Below are 18,213 nucleotides of genomic sequence, written 5' to 3'. Positions count from 1 at the left end.
GAGGCAGTTGGACAGCACCCTTGGCCCGGCGTTGCGCCCTCACCCCGCTCCCGCCGTCTCATCCTCGCAGTTCGAGGGCGCAAGGGTGGGCCGAGATGGCTTTCGCGGGCTGAGGGCGCGTTTGAGGGCACGAAGCGGAGGCCATGGGGCCCCGGGCCGGGCCTCAGCGCTATTGCTTCCTCCCGGGCAGGAGGCCGGCGTCCTGGAGGATCTCGGCGATCCAGGTGCCACGCAGGCGCTTGAGGGCCTTCGTCTGGACCACTTTCGGCAGGCGCATGGGCAGGGGCTCCTCGAGGATGGTCTTGCGGTCGCGCAGGTAGTAGGTGGCTTTGAGCAGCTCGCGCAGGTCGTAGGCGGAGGAGAAGACCTCGGGCACGCCGCGGTCGACGTCCATGAGGGTGTAGACGGCCTCCATGGCGGTGCGCACGGAGTACTCGGTGGTGAAGACCGTGTCTCGGGTGGGTGATTCGGCGAAGTTGCCGATGAAGGCGAGGTTGCGCGAGCCAGCGGGGACGACGTCGGGGCGATCGCCGGGGCGGCGAGGCATGAAGTAGGAGGTGATGAAGGGTATGTAGCAGGGAACCGTGTTGACGGATTCCTGCCTGGCGAGCTCATCGATGCGGTTGGGCTCGACGCCGAGGTGGTAGAGCCACTCGCGGGTGATCTCCTCGCCGGTGCAGTCGACGATGCGCTTGTGGACGTAGTCGCCCTCGGTGTCGGAGTAGAGCCCGTAGATCCACACGACGGTCTGGTTAGGGGCCTGCTCTTTGAAGTGGGGCTGGCGGTGGATGGCGAAGCTGAGCATCCAGCTTGAGTCGGTGATGGTGATGATGCCGCCGGTGTTGACCTTGCCGTCGTGGAGGTCGCGCTGGGTGAGCCGCTCGATGTAGGAGTCGATCTGCGTGTTCTCGATGGTGGCGGTGGCGGAGATGAACCAAGAGCGCTCGGGCAGGTCCTTGTAGAAGACACTGGGGCGGCCGAAGTCGGGGCTCTGGGCGGCCAGCTTCTCCCACAGGGTCCAGGAGCCGCCGGGCTCGCTCGTGGCGGGGGCCGGGGTGTGGTGGTCACCGTAGGTGGTGGACTCGGTGATGGAGCCGTTGGTGACGAAGACGAGGTCGTCCTCGCCCAGCGCGATCTCCTTGTCCTCGCCGTCGACGGTGACGAGGAGCGCGGTGGCGGTCTTCTTCCCGGCGTCGGTGCTCACGCGCACGTCACGGGCCGCGGTCCCGTAGCGGATGTCGACGCCGTGGCCCTTGAGGTAGGCCAGGAGGGGTTTCACCATCGACTCGTACTGGTTGTACTTGTTGAATTTCAGGGCGGTGAAGTCGGGCAGGCCGTTGATGTGGTGGACGAAGCGCAGGAGGTAGCGGCGCATCTCGGCCAGGGAGTGCCAGCGCTCGAAGGCGAACATCGTGGCCCAGTAGGCCCAGAAGTTGGACTCGAAGAACTCCTCGGAGAAGTAGTCGTCGATGGTGCGGGCGCCGACGCTCTCCTCGCTCATGAGGAACAGGCCGACGATCTCCTTCTGGGAGGCCTCGGAGAGGGTGAAGTCGCCGTCATCGGCCACGCGCTCGCCGCGGTTGTGGATGAGGCGGCAGTTGGAGGAGTTGGGGTCGTCCTTGTCGAGCCAGTAGTACTCGTCGAGGTAGGAGACGCCCTCGACCTCGAGGGACGGGATCGAGCGGTACATGTCCCACAGGCACTCGAAGTGGTTCTCCATCTCGCGCCCGCCCCGGGTGATGAAGCCGACGTCGGGGCGCTTGACGCCGTCGAGGGAGCCTCCGGCCAGGGGGAGCTCTTCGAGGAGGTGGATGCGATCGCCGGGGACCTGGGCGTCGCGGATGAGGAAGACGGCGGCGGATAGGCCGGCCAGTCCGGTGCCGATGATCCAGGCGGAGGCTCGCTCCGCGCGCTCGGGCTTGCGAGGGCGGGCGAAGGCCTCGTAGTTGCCGCTGGAGTAGTACATGGCGCATCTCCTTCGGTGCAGGTGACGTTCCGGGGTCGTGTCCAGGGCGGCCTCGGGCTCGCACAGCATTGTGCTCCCATGGGGCGCCCGGCGGTCGATGCGCGCGGTGCGCGTCGCGCCCGCGGCCCGGCGCTGCGCCCTCGGCCCGCTCCCGCCGTCTCATCCTCGCAGTTCGAGGGCGCAAGAGCGGGTCGAAACGGCTTCTGCGGGGTAAGGGAGCAAGGAGACGACGGCGCCTGCTTGATAAACTTATCAAGGCACTCCGGTCTTGATAAACTTATCACCGTGCGTACGCCGCTTGACTCGCCCTTCAGCCCAGGCTCGGACACCGTCCCCCAGATCTGGGCGGGCCGCACGCCGCAGCTCAGCGACTGGAGGGACGTGCTCAGGCCGCGCCGGATCGCCGGGATCCCGGAGCGGGGCAGAACGATCCTGGGCGAGGCCGGCACCGGCAAGTCCTCTCTCGTGAGGAGGATCGCTGCCCGGGCCGCCGCTCAGGGGGACTGGGTGACGCCGCAGCTCCGCATCCCCTCGGGCAGCGACCCGATCAAGCGCGTCGCCTCGGCACTCCTCGACCTCGCGGGCACGGCTGGCCTAGCCACGACGCGCGAGCGGCGCATCTCCGAGCTCCTGAACCGGGTTCAGACGGTCGCCGCCTCGGGGCTCTCACTCTCGCTCCGAACCGGCGAGGGCCCGGAGCCGTACAGGGCGCTGACTGATCTTCTCGTGGAGATCGGCCTGGCGGCAGAGCGGCGCGGCGATGTCATGGTGCTTGTCCACATCGACGAGGTTCAGAACATCCATGACAGCAATGCCCTCTCGCAGATGCTCATCGCCCTGGGCGATTCGCTCACCTTCGAGCACGAGGCGCGCGCGCCGGGCGGGCTGAGCGTCAGCAGGGGCCTGCCTATCGCCGTCTACCTCACGGGTCTGCCTGAGTTCGCGGAGATCGCGGGAGCCCGGGAGGGGGCGACGTTCGCTCGCCGCTTCCAGACATCGATCCTGGGCGCGATCGACGACGACGCCCTCATGACCGCGCTTCAGCCCCTGGTCACTCAGGGTTGGGAGATCCCGAGCGATCACGGAGCTCAGCGCGTTTTCATGGAGCCAGCCGCCCAGCGCAGGATCGTGGATCTTGCTTGCGGGGAGCCGTTCCTCTTCCAACTCGCGGGCGAGCGGGCCTGGTACGCGGGCACTGGTGACATCATCACGGATGATGAGGTGACGCGGGGCTGGCGCGATGCGGCATTGGAAGCGGAGGCCCATGTCCTGCGCATCCTGGATCGCCTGCCCGCTCGCGAGCGCGAGTTCGTCGAGGCGATGGCCTCGCTTGAACCGGAGGACCGAACGTTGACGAATATTTCCCGGCAGCTGGGGCACAAGGCAGTGACCGCCGCCGGGCCGACCTCCCAGCGCCTGGACGTTGTGCGCGGGATTATCCAGCGAGGGAAGCCATATCGTTTCCAGCATCGCGCGGTGGAGGCCTATCTGACGAGCGACTGGCCGAGGGCTGCGCGGTAGGTCGACGTACACTTCTTGGCGAGAGTCCCCGCCCTCGCTTCCCCGCTCCCTTGATTTTCGCAGCCTGGCCGAGGTGCAGGCTCTTGCCCGCATGTCCCACCACTGGCGGTGGGGCACGGGCCGGAACATGGAGGAATCCCATAATGAACCTTCGTCGATCCGCGATCGGGACGATTGCGGCGTTCTCGCTCCTCGGAGCAGTTATCCCCGCCGCGGCCGCGGATGAGCCGCCGTCTCCCGACGCGCCTCTCGCGACGGCAGCGGCGCCGTCGCCCACCGCGATCTGGACGACGGCGCCCCAGCCCGCGCCTGCGCCGCAGGCAGGGTGGGTGTGGAGCAACGGCGGCTGGTACTTCTACAAGGCAGGCGAGCCCAGGACTGGGTGGATTCCCGACGGCGGCGCCTGGTATTACCTGAAGTCCGACGGCGCGATGGCGACGGGCTGGGCTCATGACGGCAAGGCCTGGTATTACCTCAATGGTTCCGGAGTGATGCAGTCCGGCAGGTGGCTGGACTCGAGCGGGACCTGGTACTACCTGCTCCCGTCCGGGGCGATGGCCGCGAATCAGTGGATCGCCGACGGCGGCGCCTGGTATTACCTGAAGTCCGACGGCGCGATGGCGACGGGGTGGGCGAAGGCGGGAGCCTCCTGGTACCACTTCACGCCGACCGGAGTGATGGAGAGTGGGATGTGGATCGGCTCGGGGAGCAGTTGGTACTACCTGACGGCGTCGGGCGCGATGGCGACGAGCATGTGGGTGGGTGACTACTACCTCAAGGCCGATGGCTCGATGGCTATTGGTTGGGCGCAAGATGGCGCCACGTGGTACCGGTTCAGCGGGAGTGGGCGTGTGGCGAGTCGCTACTACAACCCGGGGACGTACACGTGCCCGAGCTGGGCGCAGGTCAAGGGCAACGGGGAATCGAAGATCTACCACCGTCCCGGCCAGCGCTTCTACAACCAGACGAAGGCTGAGGAGTGCTTTGTGAGCGGCGCGGACGCTGAGAACGCTGGGTACCGCGCCGCGAAGGTGTGAGTTCGGCGGGCGCCTTCCCGAGGCGCTACTGAACGGGCGAGGGGGTGCGCGGAGCGGTTGCTCCGCGCACCCCTGCGCGTTGCGTTCGACTGGCCGCCGATGGTTGGCGCCGGTTCAGTCCTCGGTGAGGTCCTTGATCGCGGCGTCGGCGGCGGCGCGCTGGACGGCCTTGGTTCCCTTGACCGCAGCGGCCTTGGTCTCGTAGGCCTGGCCGGTGGCGACGACCTCGCCGTTGCCGGCCTTGAGGCGGAAGCGGAACTTGCCGGAGCTGTCTTCGTAGACCTCGAACTTGCCTGCCATCGTCTTCTCCTCTGTGTCAGGGACAACTTAAAACGAGTATGACACGGCGAGCCCGGCCCGCAAAGAGGTTTGAAGGCCGAAGCAAGTTCGCCCCATGGCAGCGACAGCAGTATCGCCCCGCCTGCCACTCATGTCCGAACAACCGCGCCTTGACGCCACGCCATGCTGAGCAAGGAGCCCCCAGAGACACCCCTGGCCCATCTGCAGCACCATGGCCGACGGAGCCCGACAGTGCTACCTTGGATGCCATGGAGGATCCGATCATCGCTCCGTCCGCGCTCAAGCCTCAAGCATGGACTCGATGAGGTCGCGATCCTTCACGCCTACCGGAACCCAATCCGAGCATGGGATCTTGGTGACGGGTTTACGATGATCATCGGCGCAAATGAGGCCGCGTTGATCCTTGAGGTCGGCTACATACGAGCAACGACTACCGTCGTTATCGTTCACGCCATGCAAGCTCGCAAGAAGTTCCTGAGGTGACCATCATGCCGCGCACAGTTGAAGAAATCCTCGCCAGCTCGGACAAACTTGTCACCCGCTTCGAGGAATACACTCCGTCACCCGAAGATGAACTCGACGTAACCGCAGTGAACGCGCTTCGCGCAGCAGTCGCGGAGCGGTCAAACGCCGAACGTCACCTGAAAGACGCCGTACAAGCAGCCCGGAGAACCGGCATGTCTTGGGATTCGATTGGCACCTTCGTTGGAAGCTCAGCCCAGCGGATTCAGCAAGATTACGGCGATCTTGTCGCCTGACATATGAGCCAATTCGCGGCCGCCGGCCTTACCGCCGCGACCGCTTGCCACCACTAGTGGCGAAGACGCTGGCACAGAGCTTGTCCGTCTGCCGGAGGCCTTTTGGGGCTCTTCCGGTTTGAGGGTGCGGGCGGGATGCTGTGCACGCGGGGCCGAGGGACGGCCTCCTCCTGCCCGCGGCCACCCGACCACGTCCGGAGAACGACGACATCTGCGTCGCTCAGGAGTCGGGTTCTAGAGCCACCAACCACTCGCGCGCTTCCCGGGAGACCGCCCGCAACTGTGAGTTCTCTTGCACGATTTGGCGCTGCCGCTCTGCTGGCAACCCGAGCTCGTGCAGAACATTGAGGATAACGACTGCTCTCGTGGTCTCGACGATCGCCACCAGCTCATCGATAGAATGCTTAGGCGTCCGGCCCTCGTGTGCGAGATAATTACGGGCTTGCGTCGTCCGCTTCGCCCATTGATCGACGTTCGGCACAAGCTGCGCAATTGCTTCCGGGTCCGGGCGAGCGGCGAGGGAACGAAGTCTGTCTCGGAGTGTCGGATCGTTTCTGATCATCCCCTTGAATCTGCTGCGGTGTTCTTCGGGCACCTGGCGGAGCACGGCGTCGCGCATCGCCGCGAAGTCCACCTCGGAGAATGGCTTCTCATCGATGCGGAGGCCACGGTGCAGGACCTCGGCAGCACCTACCGCCATCAGGAGGCTGTTCTCGATGAAGCGGTCCGGCGCGTAGCGCAGACCCAGGATCATGTTGATCGCTGCCTGCAGTCGACCATGCGCCTCGCACCAACGGGGCACGATTTCCTCGAACGGGATTTCGTCACAAGTGAAAAAGACGCGGTGAGGATCCACAGCCTTCGCGTCATGCTTACCAAGCGCCAGGGGAGAATAGAGGACATCGGCCTTCCTGCGCGGAACCCGCTGACCGTTCCGGCGGACCGACTCGGTCCCAGCAACCTCCAGCTGGAGCCAGATCACGCCAGCGGCGCGGTGCGTTGCCAGCGCGATCAGATCCTGTATGAGGTTCGCCGCCTCCAGCGCCGCCCTCAGGGCGAACGGCTCCGCCCGGCACACACGGACGGAGACCGTCTCGCGCATGCGTCCGACGGTTTCACCCTTGCGCCAGTTGAAGTACGGCAGGGTGTGAGTGTGCACGAGGCGGTATTCTGTGCCATCGACCGTCACCGCCTGGGGCTCGACCGGTTTCACCGAGATGGTCCCACTCCCGTCAATCTTGTCTCCGGAAGTACCGGCCGTGGTCTCGAACACAGACGATGCAGCCCAGTACGTCAAGTCTTCAACCGAGACCTCGGCCGCCGCGAACGCCGCGCCCTCTTCTCCGCTGACGTGCGCACCGATGATCGCTATCGTCGCGGTCACGGTCTGCGTATCTGGGCTCTTCCCCTGCACCAACACGGCCCGTTTCGAACGGATAGGGATGCAGCCCAGGAGCGTGACCTCACGTTGCCCGGCCATACCGTAGATGACCTCCCACGTCCTGGCGCCCTCATGAACGACCATTACCCCCGGTTCCGGGTTAGAGGTGATGCGGTCCTCGAATGCGCCGATCAATGAGAGCGAAGGGTTGCCTTCTCCGTCGTACCGCATGACGCCTGGGAGCTGATTCTCAGGGTCGTCCGGCAGCCACCACAAGCCAGCCCACTCGGCAGCCTCATCGAGATTCAGAGGATCTCTGGCCATCGCTCTCCCATGGCGACTACTTTTCCCACTAGATGTAAGCCCAACTCACACATTGAACCGGAACTCGACCCCTTTCCGCCTAACATTAAGCTCAAAAAAGAGTATCTCTATCAACTGTAGCATCTGAGAGGTGTTCTGATGCCATCCTTACGGGACCGGGCCACTCACAACGTCCTCACGAAACTCTCAAGGGTCCTGGGCAGGCATGATGCAAATCATTCCAGGCCACCCACAGGGAAAGCCTCATCAGATGTCACCTCACCACGCACTAACCTCGCCCCTTTCGCAGTTAAACAGGGTACACAGATGGCGGATGGCTGTCGAATGGTCACTGTCCTCCGCGGCTTCGCGCGCGAGCCTCGTTAGGCGTGCGGCCTCTTCGACCGCATACTTCGCGGTGATCGACTCCGCGAGGTTGCTCGTGCCTGTCGTGATTCTCCGTCCGTAGTTGGTCGGATCGTTCATCTCCCGGAGTCCGCTGTTGGCGAGACTCTTGAAGAAATCGCGAAGGTCCCAGTCGTAGATGATCGGCATATTGTTGAGCACATATTGCGCAGTGCGCATCTCAAGATAAAACGACGAGAGCGGAACGTTGTTCCAGGACTTCCAGGTCTTCACGAGACGGATAAGGCCCTTGGCACGACCGTCAGTTTCCTTCTGCGCCCTATCTACGTACTCCAGGTGGACTGCCGGGTTGCTTCGTATCCATCCGGTGCTATCAGGATCGGGAATATCATAATCGTCGGTGTCCCGGATATAGGCGGGCGTAATCTCCACATCGGGACCGTCTTCAAAATAGCGCAGGCGCACGGCTGGACGGTCGATTGAGACATACGCACCACGTATGCCGCGCGACAGTGATGCGCGCAGTTCTTCGAGAGCCGTAGTGGAGACAGAGGGACGGCTGTTGCGCATCGAGACGAAGTAGTCCACGTCGCTGAACCCGTCAAGCGCAGTCCCGTGATGCCATGAGCCCGTCTCACGCATGCGGATAATGCCCAGGTCATACATGAGCCATTCCTCGATCTCCTTGCGGTGCTTTGCAGCCGCAGAACGCGCTGCCTCGTCGGGAGTCATCGTACGGATCAACGACTCCAACGTAGAGATTGCTGTCGCACTCACTGGGCATCGACCTCGAACTGTTGCCCGCAGTCCCGCTCGATGTTCCGCTTGGCCTTGTTGTAGGCAAACCGCGGAATCGGGTCTGAAGTGTGGTCCAGATCGGAGGCACGTCCAGCAAGTCCGTCAAGCGCTGCCCGAAGAACACCGATCTCGTCGTTGGGAACGTGTACATGCAGCAAACGCCGTGAGTCGTTCCGCAAAGCCGTGTAGTCGTTGCCCCGAGCCACGGCCCGCTCAGCGAGTTTGTCGGGACGGCTGCTCGTCAGGGTCGCGGAAGCGATGGCCGCGACCACCGCCAGGACTCCCGAAGCAACCTGGGCTTCGGTAGCAAACGTCAGTACCGCAGCCAGCGCGCTCAGCGCCGCGGTAAGGACACCGAGGGTCCAATGGAGCACCCTCCATGCTTTGGCTGCTTCGAACTGACCCTGCGCCGAGAATACAGCGCTTTCGAGGATGCGAGCCACCTCCGCTTGGATGGCCGCGCGTTGCGACGGTTCCTGCGGCTCTCCCATCACCACTGCCTCCCTGTGCGGCGAATACCGGCCCGCACGCTGGGAACGGGTACGGGCTGGGTGCGCCGGTCAGTAGTCACTGGCCAACTCCGACTCGTACAGTGCCTTGGCGCTCTGAGCATCGCGGATCGCCTCCCGCACACGAGGCTTGGTGAGGTCGAGGACGCGCAGCACACCACCCGTCTCGGCCACGGACTCGATGCGGCGGAAATCGTTCGCGAAGCGCTCCGCGAAGTCCGCCATTCCTCGTAGTTTCGGCAGCGCGTCGGAGAGGTGATGGCCGTGTGGGTCTACGAGGTCCACGGCGACGCTGCCGTCGTGGTTGGTGCCGAAGAAGATGAAGTCCGGGCGCAGCGCCTTCCAGTCGCCCACCTCGTCCCTGTAGGCCACGGCGAGGGATTCCTTTACCGAACGGTCGGGGTTGCGGTACCAGCCCTGGAAGCCGGGCTGCGCGGCTTCGGAGTCGAGGACCTTGCGCTCCCACTCGTTCAAGCTGATCGGGACCGTCCCGTCCGCGGATGCAAGTAGGTGCATCTCGCGGGTGGGCAGGTCCTCCTCCATGCCGTCCGGGTGACGCACCTTGGTGTCGGCCTGACCGTTCTTCGGAACGAAGAACGCGATCGGCTCGGGCATCGTCGACATCGACTCCAGCCTATCGTAATCGGCCTGGCGTTCGTCGCTCAGTCCCTTGCGTGCGACGCGGGTCTGCGTGAGCCACTCGCGGGATAGGGTATCGGCCTCGTGCTCGACCGCCTGGACGATATCGTGTACTCGACCGAGTGCGGCGACGGTGATGTGCGCTTCAAGGAGATCATCCTCGTCGCCGTCCGGCCCGACGAGGTGGTCGACATAGGAGGAGCACAGCGCCGGGCTCAGGATCCGCGTGGCTGTGCGGTAGTAGTCATCAATGGCGCGCGGGTCAGCACTAACAGAGAACGCACGGTAGGAGAACCCGCCGCCGATCTGGCCTCGGATTTCCTGGCCTTCCATCGTGAGCACGTCCTCTCGAGCCTTGGCGATCTTCTCCTTGTACTGGACGGCGCGCCCGTCGAGCACCGCGTGGAGGTGCTTGTGGGCTTTCTCCACGGCCTCATCCACGAGGTGGTCCTTCGACAACGCTGTCGCCGTTGCGGTGAGCCGGCGGATAGGTTTGACGTTCCTCTTCGGGATCGTCACCGACGGGATGGCCGCGAAGCTCTCCCACACGGCCTGGGTGATCGCCGGGTTCGGGTGCAGCGGGATCGGTTCGAACAACACACGGCGCCCGAGGCCACCACCTCCGTCCTCACCTTCGTCGGCATCCTTGCTCGTCGCGCCTTTCATGAGCAGCTCCGCCACTCCGGTGGCGGTCTTACGGTCAAACAGCGGCAGCAGGCAATCTACTGAATTCAGCAGCTCATTGCCGGGGATCCGCCGAGCGAGGGGTGTACGCATCATCCGCCCGAGCAGCTGCGTGATGTGGGTGCGGTCCTTGGCAGGGCGGAACGAGACGAGCACCTCGGCGCGCGGACAGTCCCAGCCGGTCGAGATTGCACTCTTGGCCAGCAGCACACGTACGTGCGTAGCGTCCTGGACGCGCTGCGGCTCGATGTACGGCACGACCTGCTGTCCAATTGTCAGGTCCGTGTGCTCGCCGAAGACATTCGCTACGGCGCCGTAAGGCAGCTCCGGCCAGGCCTCGTAGATCGTGTCCAGCGTCCGGGTGAGGGCTTCCCGCGAAGGCTTGTCCCCGACCTGAACCACCAGCAGTGAGCGGACGGCTTCGGATTCGCCCTGCTCGCGCGCGTAGTCCTGCCACGCACTCTCGGATACCTTGATCTTCTCGACAGCCTTGGTCAGGAGCACGGTCTCGAACGCGCCGTCCTCGGCAGGGATCGACAGGACGATGTCATCCTTCAAGAGTCCCGATGCCTGGACGAGCGCGGAGTCTACCTGCACGGACGGGAGGGCGTCACGGCCTTTGGCGTCCTTCATCGCAGTCTCGAACCGCTCAACCGTGGCTGAGATGCCAAAGACAACCGGCATCGCAGGTACTCTCCCCTGGCCGTTGATGAGTCGCTGCACGATGGTGGACCGTTCATGTGCGCGCGTCCCCATGCCGCGGTGCGCCTCGTCCAGCACGAGGTAGAGCGTCAGATCTTCATTGGCGATGGTGTTCGTGATCGTATCGTAGATGGAGGACTGAGCCTCGTCGGGGCGGGGCTCCAGACCTGGCAGCGTGTCATTGCCGCTGGCTTCCGGTGCGCCCTTGACCAGGCGAGAGTTTTTGCTCAGCTTTTGCGTATTCAGGAAGTACACGTTGCCTGGCCGGAAGGTCGGCTCGGAGAACGTCGTCGGCACTACACGGAGGCGGTGGTCGAGTTCGCTGGCCGCCGCTTGGATTCGAGCACGCGACTGCTCGTTCAACGCCGGGTCATCCGAGAACCACAGCACGACGGCGCCCGGATCACCGGCCACGTCGAACTCGTCGTTGCCGAAAAAGAGTGATTCGATTACAGCAGCGGCCATGACTGTCTTCCCGGCACCGGTCGTGGCGCTCAACGAGAATTGCGAGAGAGCCTTGTACCGGCGGTAGGAATCGCGAGCACGGTCCAAGTTCCGAAGCACGTCGCGGACGGCTTCGGCCTGGTAGTCCTTCAGTGTGTACCGCATCTACAGGCTCCGTCCCGTGTTGATCTCGAAGTTCTGGAGGTATGACTCGTACAAGCGCACCGGTACTACTTTACTCGGCAGCTCTCGGCACACCATCTGGAAGGCGCTGTCATCGTCCGTGACGACGTACGCGATCTCGATACCTTCGCAATCACTCATCGCCACAACGAACTCGTCTACCTGATCGAGGTTCTCCAGCACACCGTAGGAGTCGGCCACGTCCCAGCCATCCTCGCCGAGGTCGTAGATGACGCGGCCACGGGACCCAGCGCGGAGCCACAGCATCGGCGCGACACGCTCGAACGCACGGTTGTGACGGACCGACAACGGTGCCTCGTAGGTGAGGGTGAAGAACATGGCGTTCTCTTCGAAGCCCTCCGACATCGGGAACTCATCGGTGAACTTGTAGTCGCCCTTGATCAGCTCGCCCGCGGGGGTCCGGCCGGTGATCGCGGCCGTGAGGCGCGGCTTGGTGATGTAGTCGCAGATGCCCAACACTTCCCAGTCCTCGTCGCCGGGACGCAGCCCCCGCTTGCGGAGTCCTGTCTGCTCGTCAGCCGACACCTCGTTGTTCGTCACCGAGATACACTGACGACGCCCTCCATCCTGACGGTTCAACCGCATCACGGCGTGAGCGGTCGTGCCCGAGCCGGAGAAGAAGTCCAGGACAACCGCGTCAGGCTTGTCTTTCACAAAGAACCTGAGGGCATCCTCGACGGCGTACAGCGACTTCGGGAACGGGAACTTGCGCCCGGGGAGAAAAGAAGCGAGCAGCGTCGATCCGTGCTCTGAAGCGTTGTGGGATGGGACGCGCCACTGCGTGAACGGTATCTGCGCCCGCGAGTCGACGCCCACGCTTCGCGCGATGAGTGACCCATCGGGCGCACGACCGGCAACCTCGAATCTATCCGAGAGGACGTCAGCGTAGGCACCATCGGGAAGATAGTTGATAACGAATCCATATGCGGTCCTGCGCCCGATGCGCACGCGGCCCTGAGCGATCCGAGAACGCAGCTCTTCCGGACCAATCTGCCAACGACCTTCCGAACCGTTCCGACGAAGGGGAAGCGTCGCCACAAGCCCCTCGATTTCGGGCGCTTCATGAGTATCAGACAGAAGCGGTGGACCAACGTGTTCAATTCGGCCAACGGCTGGATCGACGTAGATCGGGTAGAAGAGCCCAGGTCTATCCGCTCGGGCGGCGTTCGAGCCACGGCGCATCATTGATGTCCATCCAGGCTCCTCGCCTTTCCCTCCAAGACTGGACTCGTTCTTATCGAGACTCCCCGCCGTCCACTCACTGCTGAGTTCCAACCGCTGAGGTGCAGCGGAGCCGAACATTACGATAAAGAGGTACTCGTCAGATCGGCGGAAAGAGTCACCACGTGACACCCCCTTCGGGTTGATGACGCTGGAGATCATCTGGCTTCGGGCCTCGGGGAATGTCTGCTCCAGCAGCAGCCCCAACCGAAGGTACTCCTTCTCGTCAATCGTGACGATGAGCACAGATTCGTTGGGGTTAAGCAGCTCACGAGCGATCTTCAGGCGCCGTTCCATGAACGCCAGCCACTTCGAGTGCCGATAGTCATCGTCCCCCTCAACGTAGTTGTTATTGTACTTCCAGTCCTTGGCACCTGTGTTGTAGGGGGGGTCGATGTATATTGCGTCGATGGAGTGCCTGTGCGTGTATGTCAGCATCTCCAGCGCGTGGTAATTCTCCGCGTTTATGACCGAGTGGAACGGCTTGTCGCCACCCCGCTCAATGCGTCCCGTCTCCACGAGGCCGGGATAGATGCAGTCCCGGAAGCCCGCGACGACCACCACGTCGTTGACGGGCATGATCAGGCCATCGGGCTCCTCGACGTCCAGCTCCACGAGATGGGCTAGGCGCCGCCCTTCGACTCGCTCAATGCGCACGACACGCCACAGCCGCTGGTCGCCGGTCTTCGTCTCCCCACGGGGCGACAGCACGCGCACCTTGTCACCACGACGCACCGGCCTGCCGGGCAGCTCGACAGCCTCGGGCTGATGCTGCTCGAAGACGAGACCGAAGGTGCGATGCTTGGTGAGCGCGGCGATCTCGGCTTCCAGATCAGCACCGAGTTGCGGATCGGCCTTGCGCGCCTGCCGCAGCAGCTCCGTCAATCTCGACAATGGTGTGTCCTCCTCGTCCGCACCGATGCAAACTAGCGTCTACTTCTTCCCCCCAGACGTTAGTCCAGAACGGAACTCCACCACGTCGCCGTCGGCCATGATGTAGTCCTTGCCCTCCATGCGGACCTTGCCAGCGGCGCGGGCGTCGGCCACGGAACCATATTCCATCAAATCATCGAAGGAGACGATCTCCGCCTTGATGAAGCCCCGCTCGAAATCCGTGTGGATGACGCCAGCAGCCTGAGGCGCCGTCGCGCCCTTGCGGATCGTCCACGCGCGAGCCTCCTTCGGGCCCGCCGTCAAATACGTCTGCAGGCCCAGCGTGTCGAAACCGACCCGCGCAAGCTTGTCCAGGCCGGACTCCTCCTGCCCATTCTCATGCAGCATCTCCGCGGCCTCCTCCGGCTCCAGCTCCACAAGCTCCGCCTCGAACTGCGCGTCCAGGAAGATCGCCTCCGCCGGCGCCACCATCTCGCGCAGCTCCGCCTGGCGAGCCTCATCCGCCAGCCCCGCGTCATCCATGTTGAACACGTAGATAACAGGCTTCGTCGTCATGAGCTGGAAGGAACGCAGCGCCTCCGCGTCCACGCCCGCCTTCTCCGCCGTGCCCGAGGCCACGGCTGCGGACAGCATCGTCCCCTCCCCCAGGATGGCCAGCGCCGCCTTCGCCGTCTCCAGCACCACCGGATCCGTCTTCTTGCCGCGCACCTCCTTCTCCAGGCGCGGGACCGCCTTCTCCAGCGTCTGGATGTCGGCCAGCACGAGCTCAGTGGCGATCGTCTCGATATCCGAGGCCGGATCCACCTTGCCGTCCACATGCACGACGTCCGGGTCATCGAAAGCCCGCGTCACCATGCAGATCGCGTCCGCCTCGCGGATATTCGCCAGGAACTGGTTACCCAGGCCCTCGCCCTCGCTCGCGCCGCGCACGATCCCCGCGATATCCACGAAGGAGACCGTCGCTGGGACCTCCCGCTCGCTGTGGAACAGCTCCGCCAGGCGGCCCAGCCGCTCATCGGGCAGGGGGACGACGCCGACATTCGGCTCGATCGTCGCGAACGGGTAGTTGGCGGCCAGGACGGTCGCGCGGGTCAGAGCGTTGAACAGGGTGGACTTGCCGACGTTGGGCAGTCCGACGATTCCAATAGTGAGTGCCACAAGGCGAGTCTAGACGCGCCCACTGACCTGCTCGTACCGGGCGCGCACCACATGCGTGCCCCGCCGCCCCACTCAGGCGAGCGCGAGGGCGAGGTCCTGGATGGCGATGGACCAGGTCGGGAAGAAGTCGCCGACCCGGTTGCCCACCAGGGCGATCGCGAGCGTGCCAACCACGCAGGCCAGGACCAGCACCGTCAGGCGCGCGCCCACCGGACAAACGCCCCGGGCCCACGCCCCAAGAACGCCCAGGCGCCCTGGCTTAGGCTCATGCCCGCCACCCTCGGCGCGCTCCTCCGCTTCCTCCGGCGTCTCCAGCGAGTCCTTCGCTCCCCGGGCACCGTCGGCTTCGTCCATCGCCGTCGACTCCGTCTCCGCGGACTCCCCCACGCCCTGGGCCTCAGCGGCGCCGCTGCGGCTGACCATGCTTCGTATCCGGCGCCACAGCGCCCGGAGGCCGCCCCCGCGCCACGGGACGATCGCCGCCACGCTCAGCGCCAGCGCCACGATCCACATGAGGATGATCGTCCCAATCCCCCGGATGCCGGTGAACATCTCCTGGAAGGCCCCCCAGGCGCCCGTGCCGGACCCGCCTCCGGCACCCGCCGCCGACTCCCCACCGGACAAGCCGTGGATCTGCTGGGCGGACGACGGCTCCTCGGCGCTCGGGACCGACAGCGGCGCATCAGCCGCCACAGGGGACTTCAACTGCGCGCCCCACCACGTCAGCGCAGTCGGGAAGGTCTGGCGCCACAAGGTGGCCGAGTGCCCACCGGACTGCGGGGTGACCATCTCAAGGGTGTCTGTGGGCGGTACCGCCGCCGGGAAACTGGCGCGCAGATCAGCGGTGCCTGTGTCGTCCTTCGCGGCCATCTGCCAGATCCGCAGGCTCTGGTGGACGCGGGTGCGCAGGAGGGTGCTCAGGGTGTTGGAGCTCTTGAGCTCGTTGCTCGTGGACATCGACCCGGTGAAGGGAACGTCATAACCGGACAGGGAGATCACATAGCCGTAGACGTCTGAGCGCATGATCGCCGTCCAGGTCGAGCAGAAGCCCCCTGCGGACACGCCGCCGATCGCCCAGCCCGAGCGGTTCGGGCTCACGTTCGGGAAGGAGGCCCGCACGATCGCCGGGACATCGTCCTGCACCCAGGTCCCCACCTGGGCGTGCCCGACGACGTCGGCGCAGTCTGGCATGGCGGTCTGCCTCTTGTCCGCGTTGAGGCTCGGCAGCACGAGGATCGCCGGGGGTACCTCTCCCGAGTCGATCGCCGCCTGCATGGCCGAGGCCGCCTTGAGCGCGCCGACGACGCCGTCGGGGCTGCCGGGATCGCCGTGGAGCATGACGAGCACGGGGTAGGTCTTCCCATCGGTCGGCGAGTATCCGCGCGGGGTCCACACCCAGACCTCCTGAGTGACCCCGCTGCGCTGCCCCGTGACAGTGGCCTTCGAGAAACCCGTGTACTCCGAGCCGCCCTTGATCGGCGCGAAGGTGGCAGCATCGGCAGAGGTGGGCGCGAGTGGGGAGGCCGGGACCGACGTCGGCTCCTCGGGGACGGAGAGCACCGCGGGCCCCTCGTCGGCGAAGGTGCCCGAGCCCCTGACCTGGGCGACGACGTCCCCGACGGTCCGCACGAAGCCGAGGTGCGCGTTGGCCCTCGCGCCGATGGCGCCCACCACGAGGATCTGAGTGAGGACGACGGCGAGCAGCACCCCGAGCAGCGAGGCACGGGGGAAGCGGCGCCGCCCCGGGCGGATCCGCGCCCACAGCAGCACAGCGGTGACGACCACGGCGACGACGGCGGCGATGGCGAGCCCCCGCACGAACCAGGGGGAGACAACACTGACCTCGGAGATACCCGCAGGTGCCAGGCCCGCGGCAACGGGACCGTTGAGGGAGGCGAGCGGTGCGGAGGCGGCAAGGGGGAGGGCAAGCACAGAGAACATGATGCAACACAAGCGCGGCGCATCTGAAGTGAGCCTTAACGCCTCCGCATTGGTGTCAGATCCCTATGGTGCTATCAGTCCATGACCGATATCTTCCCCCTCCTCGCAGCCCTCCTCATCGGCCTCGTCCTGGGCCTCCTCACCGGGGCAGCGCTCGGCAACGCCCGGGCGATTGCCCGCTCCACCACCGCGCTCACCAGCGGCGATGACGCCACATCGCGGCTCCGCGCGGAAGCCGCCGGATGGCGCGCCCGCGCTGAGGAACTGGAGTCACGCGCGCAGATCGCCGAGGAGCGCTCCGATCGGGACGGCTCCGTCCTACGGGCCCTGGCACCCGTGCGCGCGCAGCTCGAACAGGTTGGGGCGCGCGTGGAGAAGATGGAGCGCCAGCGCGCCGCGCAGCACGCCACACTCACCGAGCAGTTGCGCGCCGGCGCGGCCTCTGAGAAAGAGCTGCGCCGAGCCACCACCGCTCTGGAAGCGGCGTTGCGCTCCCGCAGCGCCCGGGGACTGTGGGGAGAGGTGGAGCTCGCGCGAGTCCTGGAAGCCTCCGGGATGATGCGGCATATCGACTTCTCCGAGCAGCGCGGACTGGCCGGGCTGACCCCTGCCGGGGCGCGCGCCACCGGTGGGAGCGCCACCGGCCGCCCCGACGTCGTCGTCCACCTGCCGGGGCAGGCGCACCTGGCGGTGGACGCGAAGGTGCCGCTCGATTCCTACCTGCGGGCCTGTGGCCTGGACAGCTCGCCGGGGGCGGGGGCCGACCATGAGCCCACGGATCCCTCGGAAATCTCTGCGGGCGGGGCGCGCGCCGTCCCGACCTCCGAACGCGATCGGCTTCTCAAGGCCCATGCCAAGGCGCTGCGCTCGCATATCGATGCCCTGGCGGAGCGCCACTACGACCGTTCGCTTGAGGGCTCGCCCGAGATGGTCGTGCTCTTCGTCCCCGCTGAGCCGATCCTGTCCGCCGCGCTCGACGCCGATCCGACCCTCCTGGAGCACGCCCTCGATCACGGCGTCGCCCTGACCACGCCAGCCTCGCTTCTCGCCCTGCTGCGCACCTGCGCCCTGGCCTGGGCACGCACCGCCGTCAACGAGGAGGCCGCCGAGCTCCTGGCCCTGGGTCGGACGCTCTACCAGCGGCTGGACACGGTGGCCGATCACCTCACCACCCTCGGCAAGGCGCTCACCCGCTCAGTGTCCGCCTACAACAAGGCGGTGGGCTCGGTGGAGTCGCGCTTGCTAGTGACCGCCCGCGGATTCGAGTCCCTCGGCGAAAGCCTGTCCAGCCCCTCCCTCATCGGCCTCGAGGACGCCCAGGTGCGCGCCTTCAGCGCCCCCGAGCTCACATCCGTCGAGGCCGAGAAGAGCCCCGAGTAGGCAGAGG

At 65.4% G+C, this 18,213-nt stretch carries 13 protein-coding genes; 4 read left to right on the top strand and 9 right to left on the bottom strand.

Features of this window, described 5'->3' with window-relative positions:
- Positions 1-169: 169 nt before the first annotated feature.
- Positions 170-1,966 (bottom strand): oleate hydratase, encoded by a 1,797-nt coding sequence (locus B1H55_RS03560; RefSeq protein WP_077239836.1) that lies wholly within the window; start codon positions 1,964-1,966, stop codon positions 170-172.
- Between the two features lie 285 nt (positions 1,967-2,251).
- Here B1H55_RS03560 and B1H55_RS03555 point away from each other — a divergent pair, with 285 nt between their 5' ends.
- Together B1H55_RS03555 and B1H55_RS03550 are read left to right on the top strand one after the other, a co-directional pair.
- Positions 2,252-3,487 carry an AAA family ATPase gene (locus B1H55_RS03555; protein WP_077239835.1) on the top strand — a complete coding sequence of 412 codons (1,236 nt, stop codon included), beginning with the start codon at positions 2,252-2,254 and terminating at the stop codon, positions 3,485-3,487.
- 329 nt (positions 3,488-3,816) lie between these two features.
- Positions 3,817-4,524, top strand: a complete 708-nt coding sequence (locus tag B1H55_RS03550; RefSeq protein WP_240494176.1) for a sunset domain-containing protein — start codon at positions 3,817-3,819, stop codon at positions 4,522-4,524.
- Between the two features lie 114 nt (positions 4,525-4,638).
- Here the strand turns inward: B1H55_RS03550 and B1H55_RS03545 are convergent, their stop codons facing one another.
- On the bottom strand, positions 4,639-4,824 hold the full coding sequence (locus B1H55_RS03545; protein WP_017178918.1) for a YegP family protein: 186 nt from the start codon (positions 4,822-4,824) through the stop codon (positions 4,639-4,641).
- 479 nt (positions 4,825-5,303) lie between these two features.
- Between B1H55_RS03545 and B1H55_RS03535 the strand changes: the two genes are divergently transcribed.
- Entirely contained in the window at positions 5,304-5,582 is a 279-nt protein-coding gene (locus tag B1H55_RS03535) for a hypothetical protein (protein WP_096519513.1), read from the top strand.
- Positions 5,583-5,802: 220 nt separating this feature from the next.
- Here the strand turns inward: B1H55_RS03535 and B1H55_RS03530 are convergent, their stop codons facing one another.
- From B1H55_RS03530 to B1H55_RS03500, 7 genes are all read right to left on the bottom strand, one after another.
- Positions 5,803-7,287, bottom strand: a complete 1,485-nt coding sequence (locus tag B1H55_RS03530) for an ApeA N-terminal domain 1-containing protein (RefSeq protein ID WP_077239834.1) — start codon at positions 7,285-7,287, stop codon at positions 5,803-5,805.
- Positions 7,288-7,545: 258 nt separating this feature from the next.
- Entirely contained in the window at positions 7,546-8,409 is an 864-nt protein-coding gene (locus B1H55_RS03525; protein ID WP_269459588.1) for a nucleotidyltransferase domain-containing protein, read from the bottom strand.
- Entirely contained in the window at positions 8,406-8,921 is a 516-nt protein-coding gene (locus B1H55_RS03520) for an SLATT domain-containing protein (protein WP_115737005.1), read from the bottom strand. The genes B1H55_RS03525 and B1H55_RS03520 overlap by 4 nt, the downstream gene beginning before the upstream one ends.
- Before the next feature lie 69 nt (positions 8,922-8,990).
- The gene (locus tag B1H55_RS03515) at positions 8,991-11,573 is read right to left on the bottom strand and encodes a DEAD/DEAH box helicase (RefSeq protein ID WP_077239831.1); all 2,583 of its coding nucleotides are present in this window, start codon (positions 11,571-11,573) and stop codon (positions 8,991-8,993) included.
- Positions 11,574-13,718: a site-specific DNA-methyltransferase gene (locus B1H55_RS03510; protein ID WP_197702456.1), complete on the bottom strand. Its 2,145-nt coding sequence runs from the start codon at positions 13,716-13,718 to the stop codon at positions 11,574-11,576.
- A 48-nt stretch (positions 13,719-13,766) separates the two neighbouring features.
- Positions 13,767-14,885, bottom strand: a complete 1,119-nt coding sequence (gene ychF, locus B1H55_RS03505) for a redox-regulated ATPase YchF (protein ID WP_077239829.1) — start codon at positions 14,883-14,885, stop codon at positions 13,767-13,769.
- A 72-nt stretch (positions 14,886-14,957) separates the two neighbouring features.
- Complete coding sequence (locus B1H55_RS03500) at positions 14,958-16,817, bottom strand: alpha/beta hydrolase (protein ID WP_172575585.1); 1,860 nt, start codon at positions 16,815-16,817, stop codon at positions 14,958-14,960.
- Positions 16,818-16,907: 90 nt separating this feature from the next.
- Between B1H55_RS03500 and B1H55_RS03495 the strand changes: the two genes are divergently transcribed.
- Positions 16,908-18,206: a DNA recombination protein RmuC gene (locus tag B1H55_RS03495; protein ID WP_077239827.1), complete on the top strand. Its 1,299-nt coding sequence runs from the start codon at positions 16,908-16,910 to the stop codon at positions 18,204-18,206.
- Positions 18,207-18,213: the final 7 nt, after the last annotated feature.

The sequence above is a fragment of the Actinomyces denticolens genome (genome assembly GCF_002072185.1).
Classification (GTDB): Bacteria; Actinomycetota; Actinomycetes; order Actinomycetales; family Actinomycetaceae; genus Actinomyces; species Actinomyces denticolens.
The sequence above is the reverse complement of the archived record's forward strand: the minus strand, read 5'-3'. Positions and strand labels throughout refer to the sequence as shown.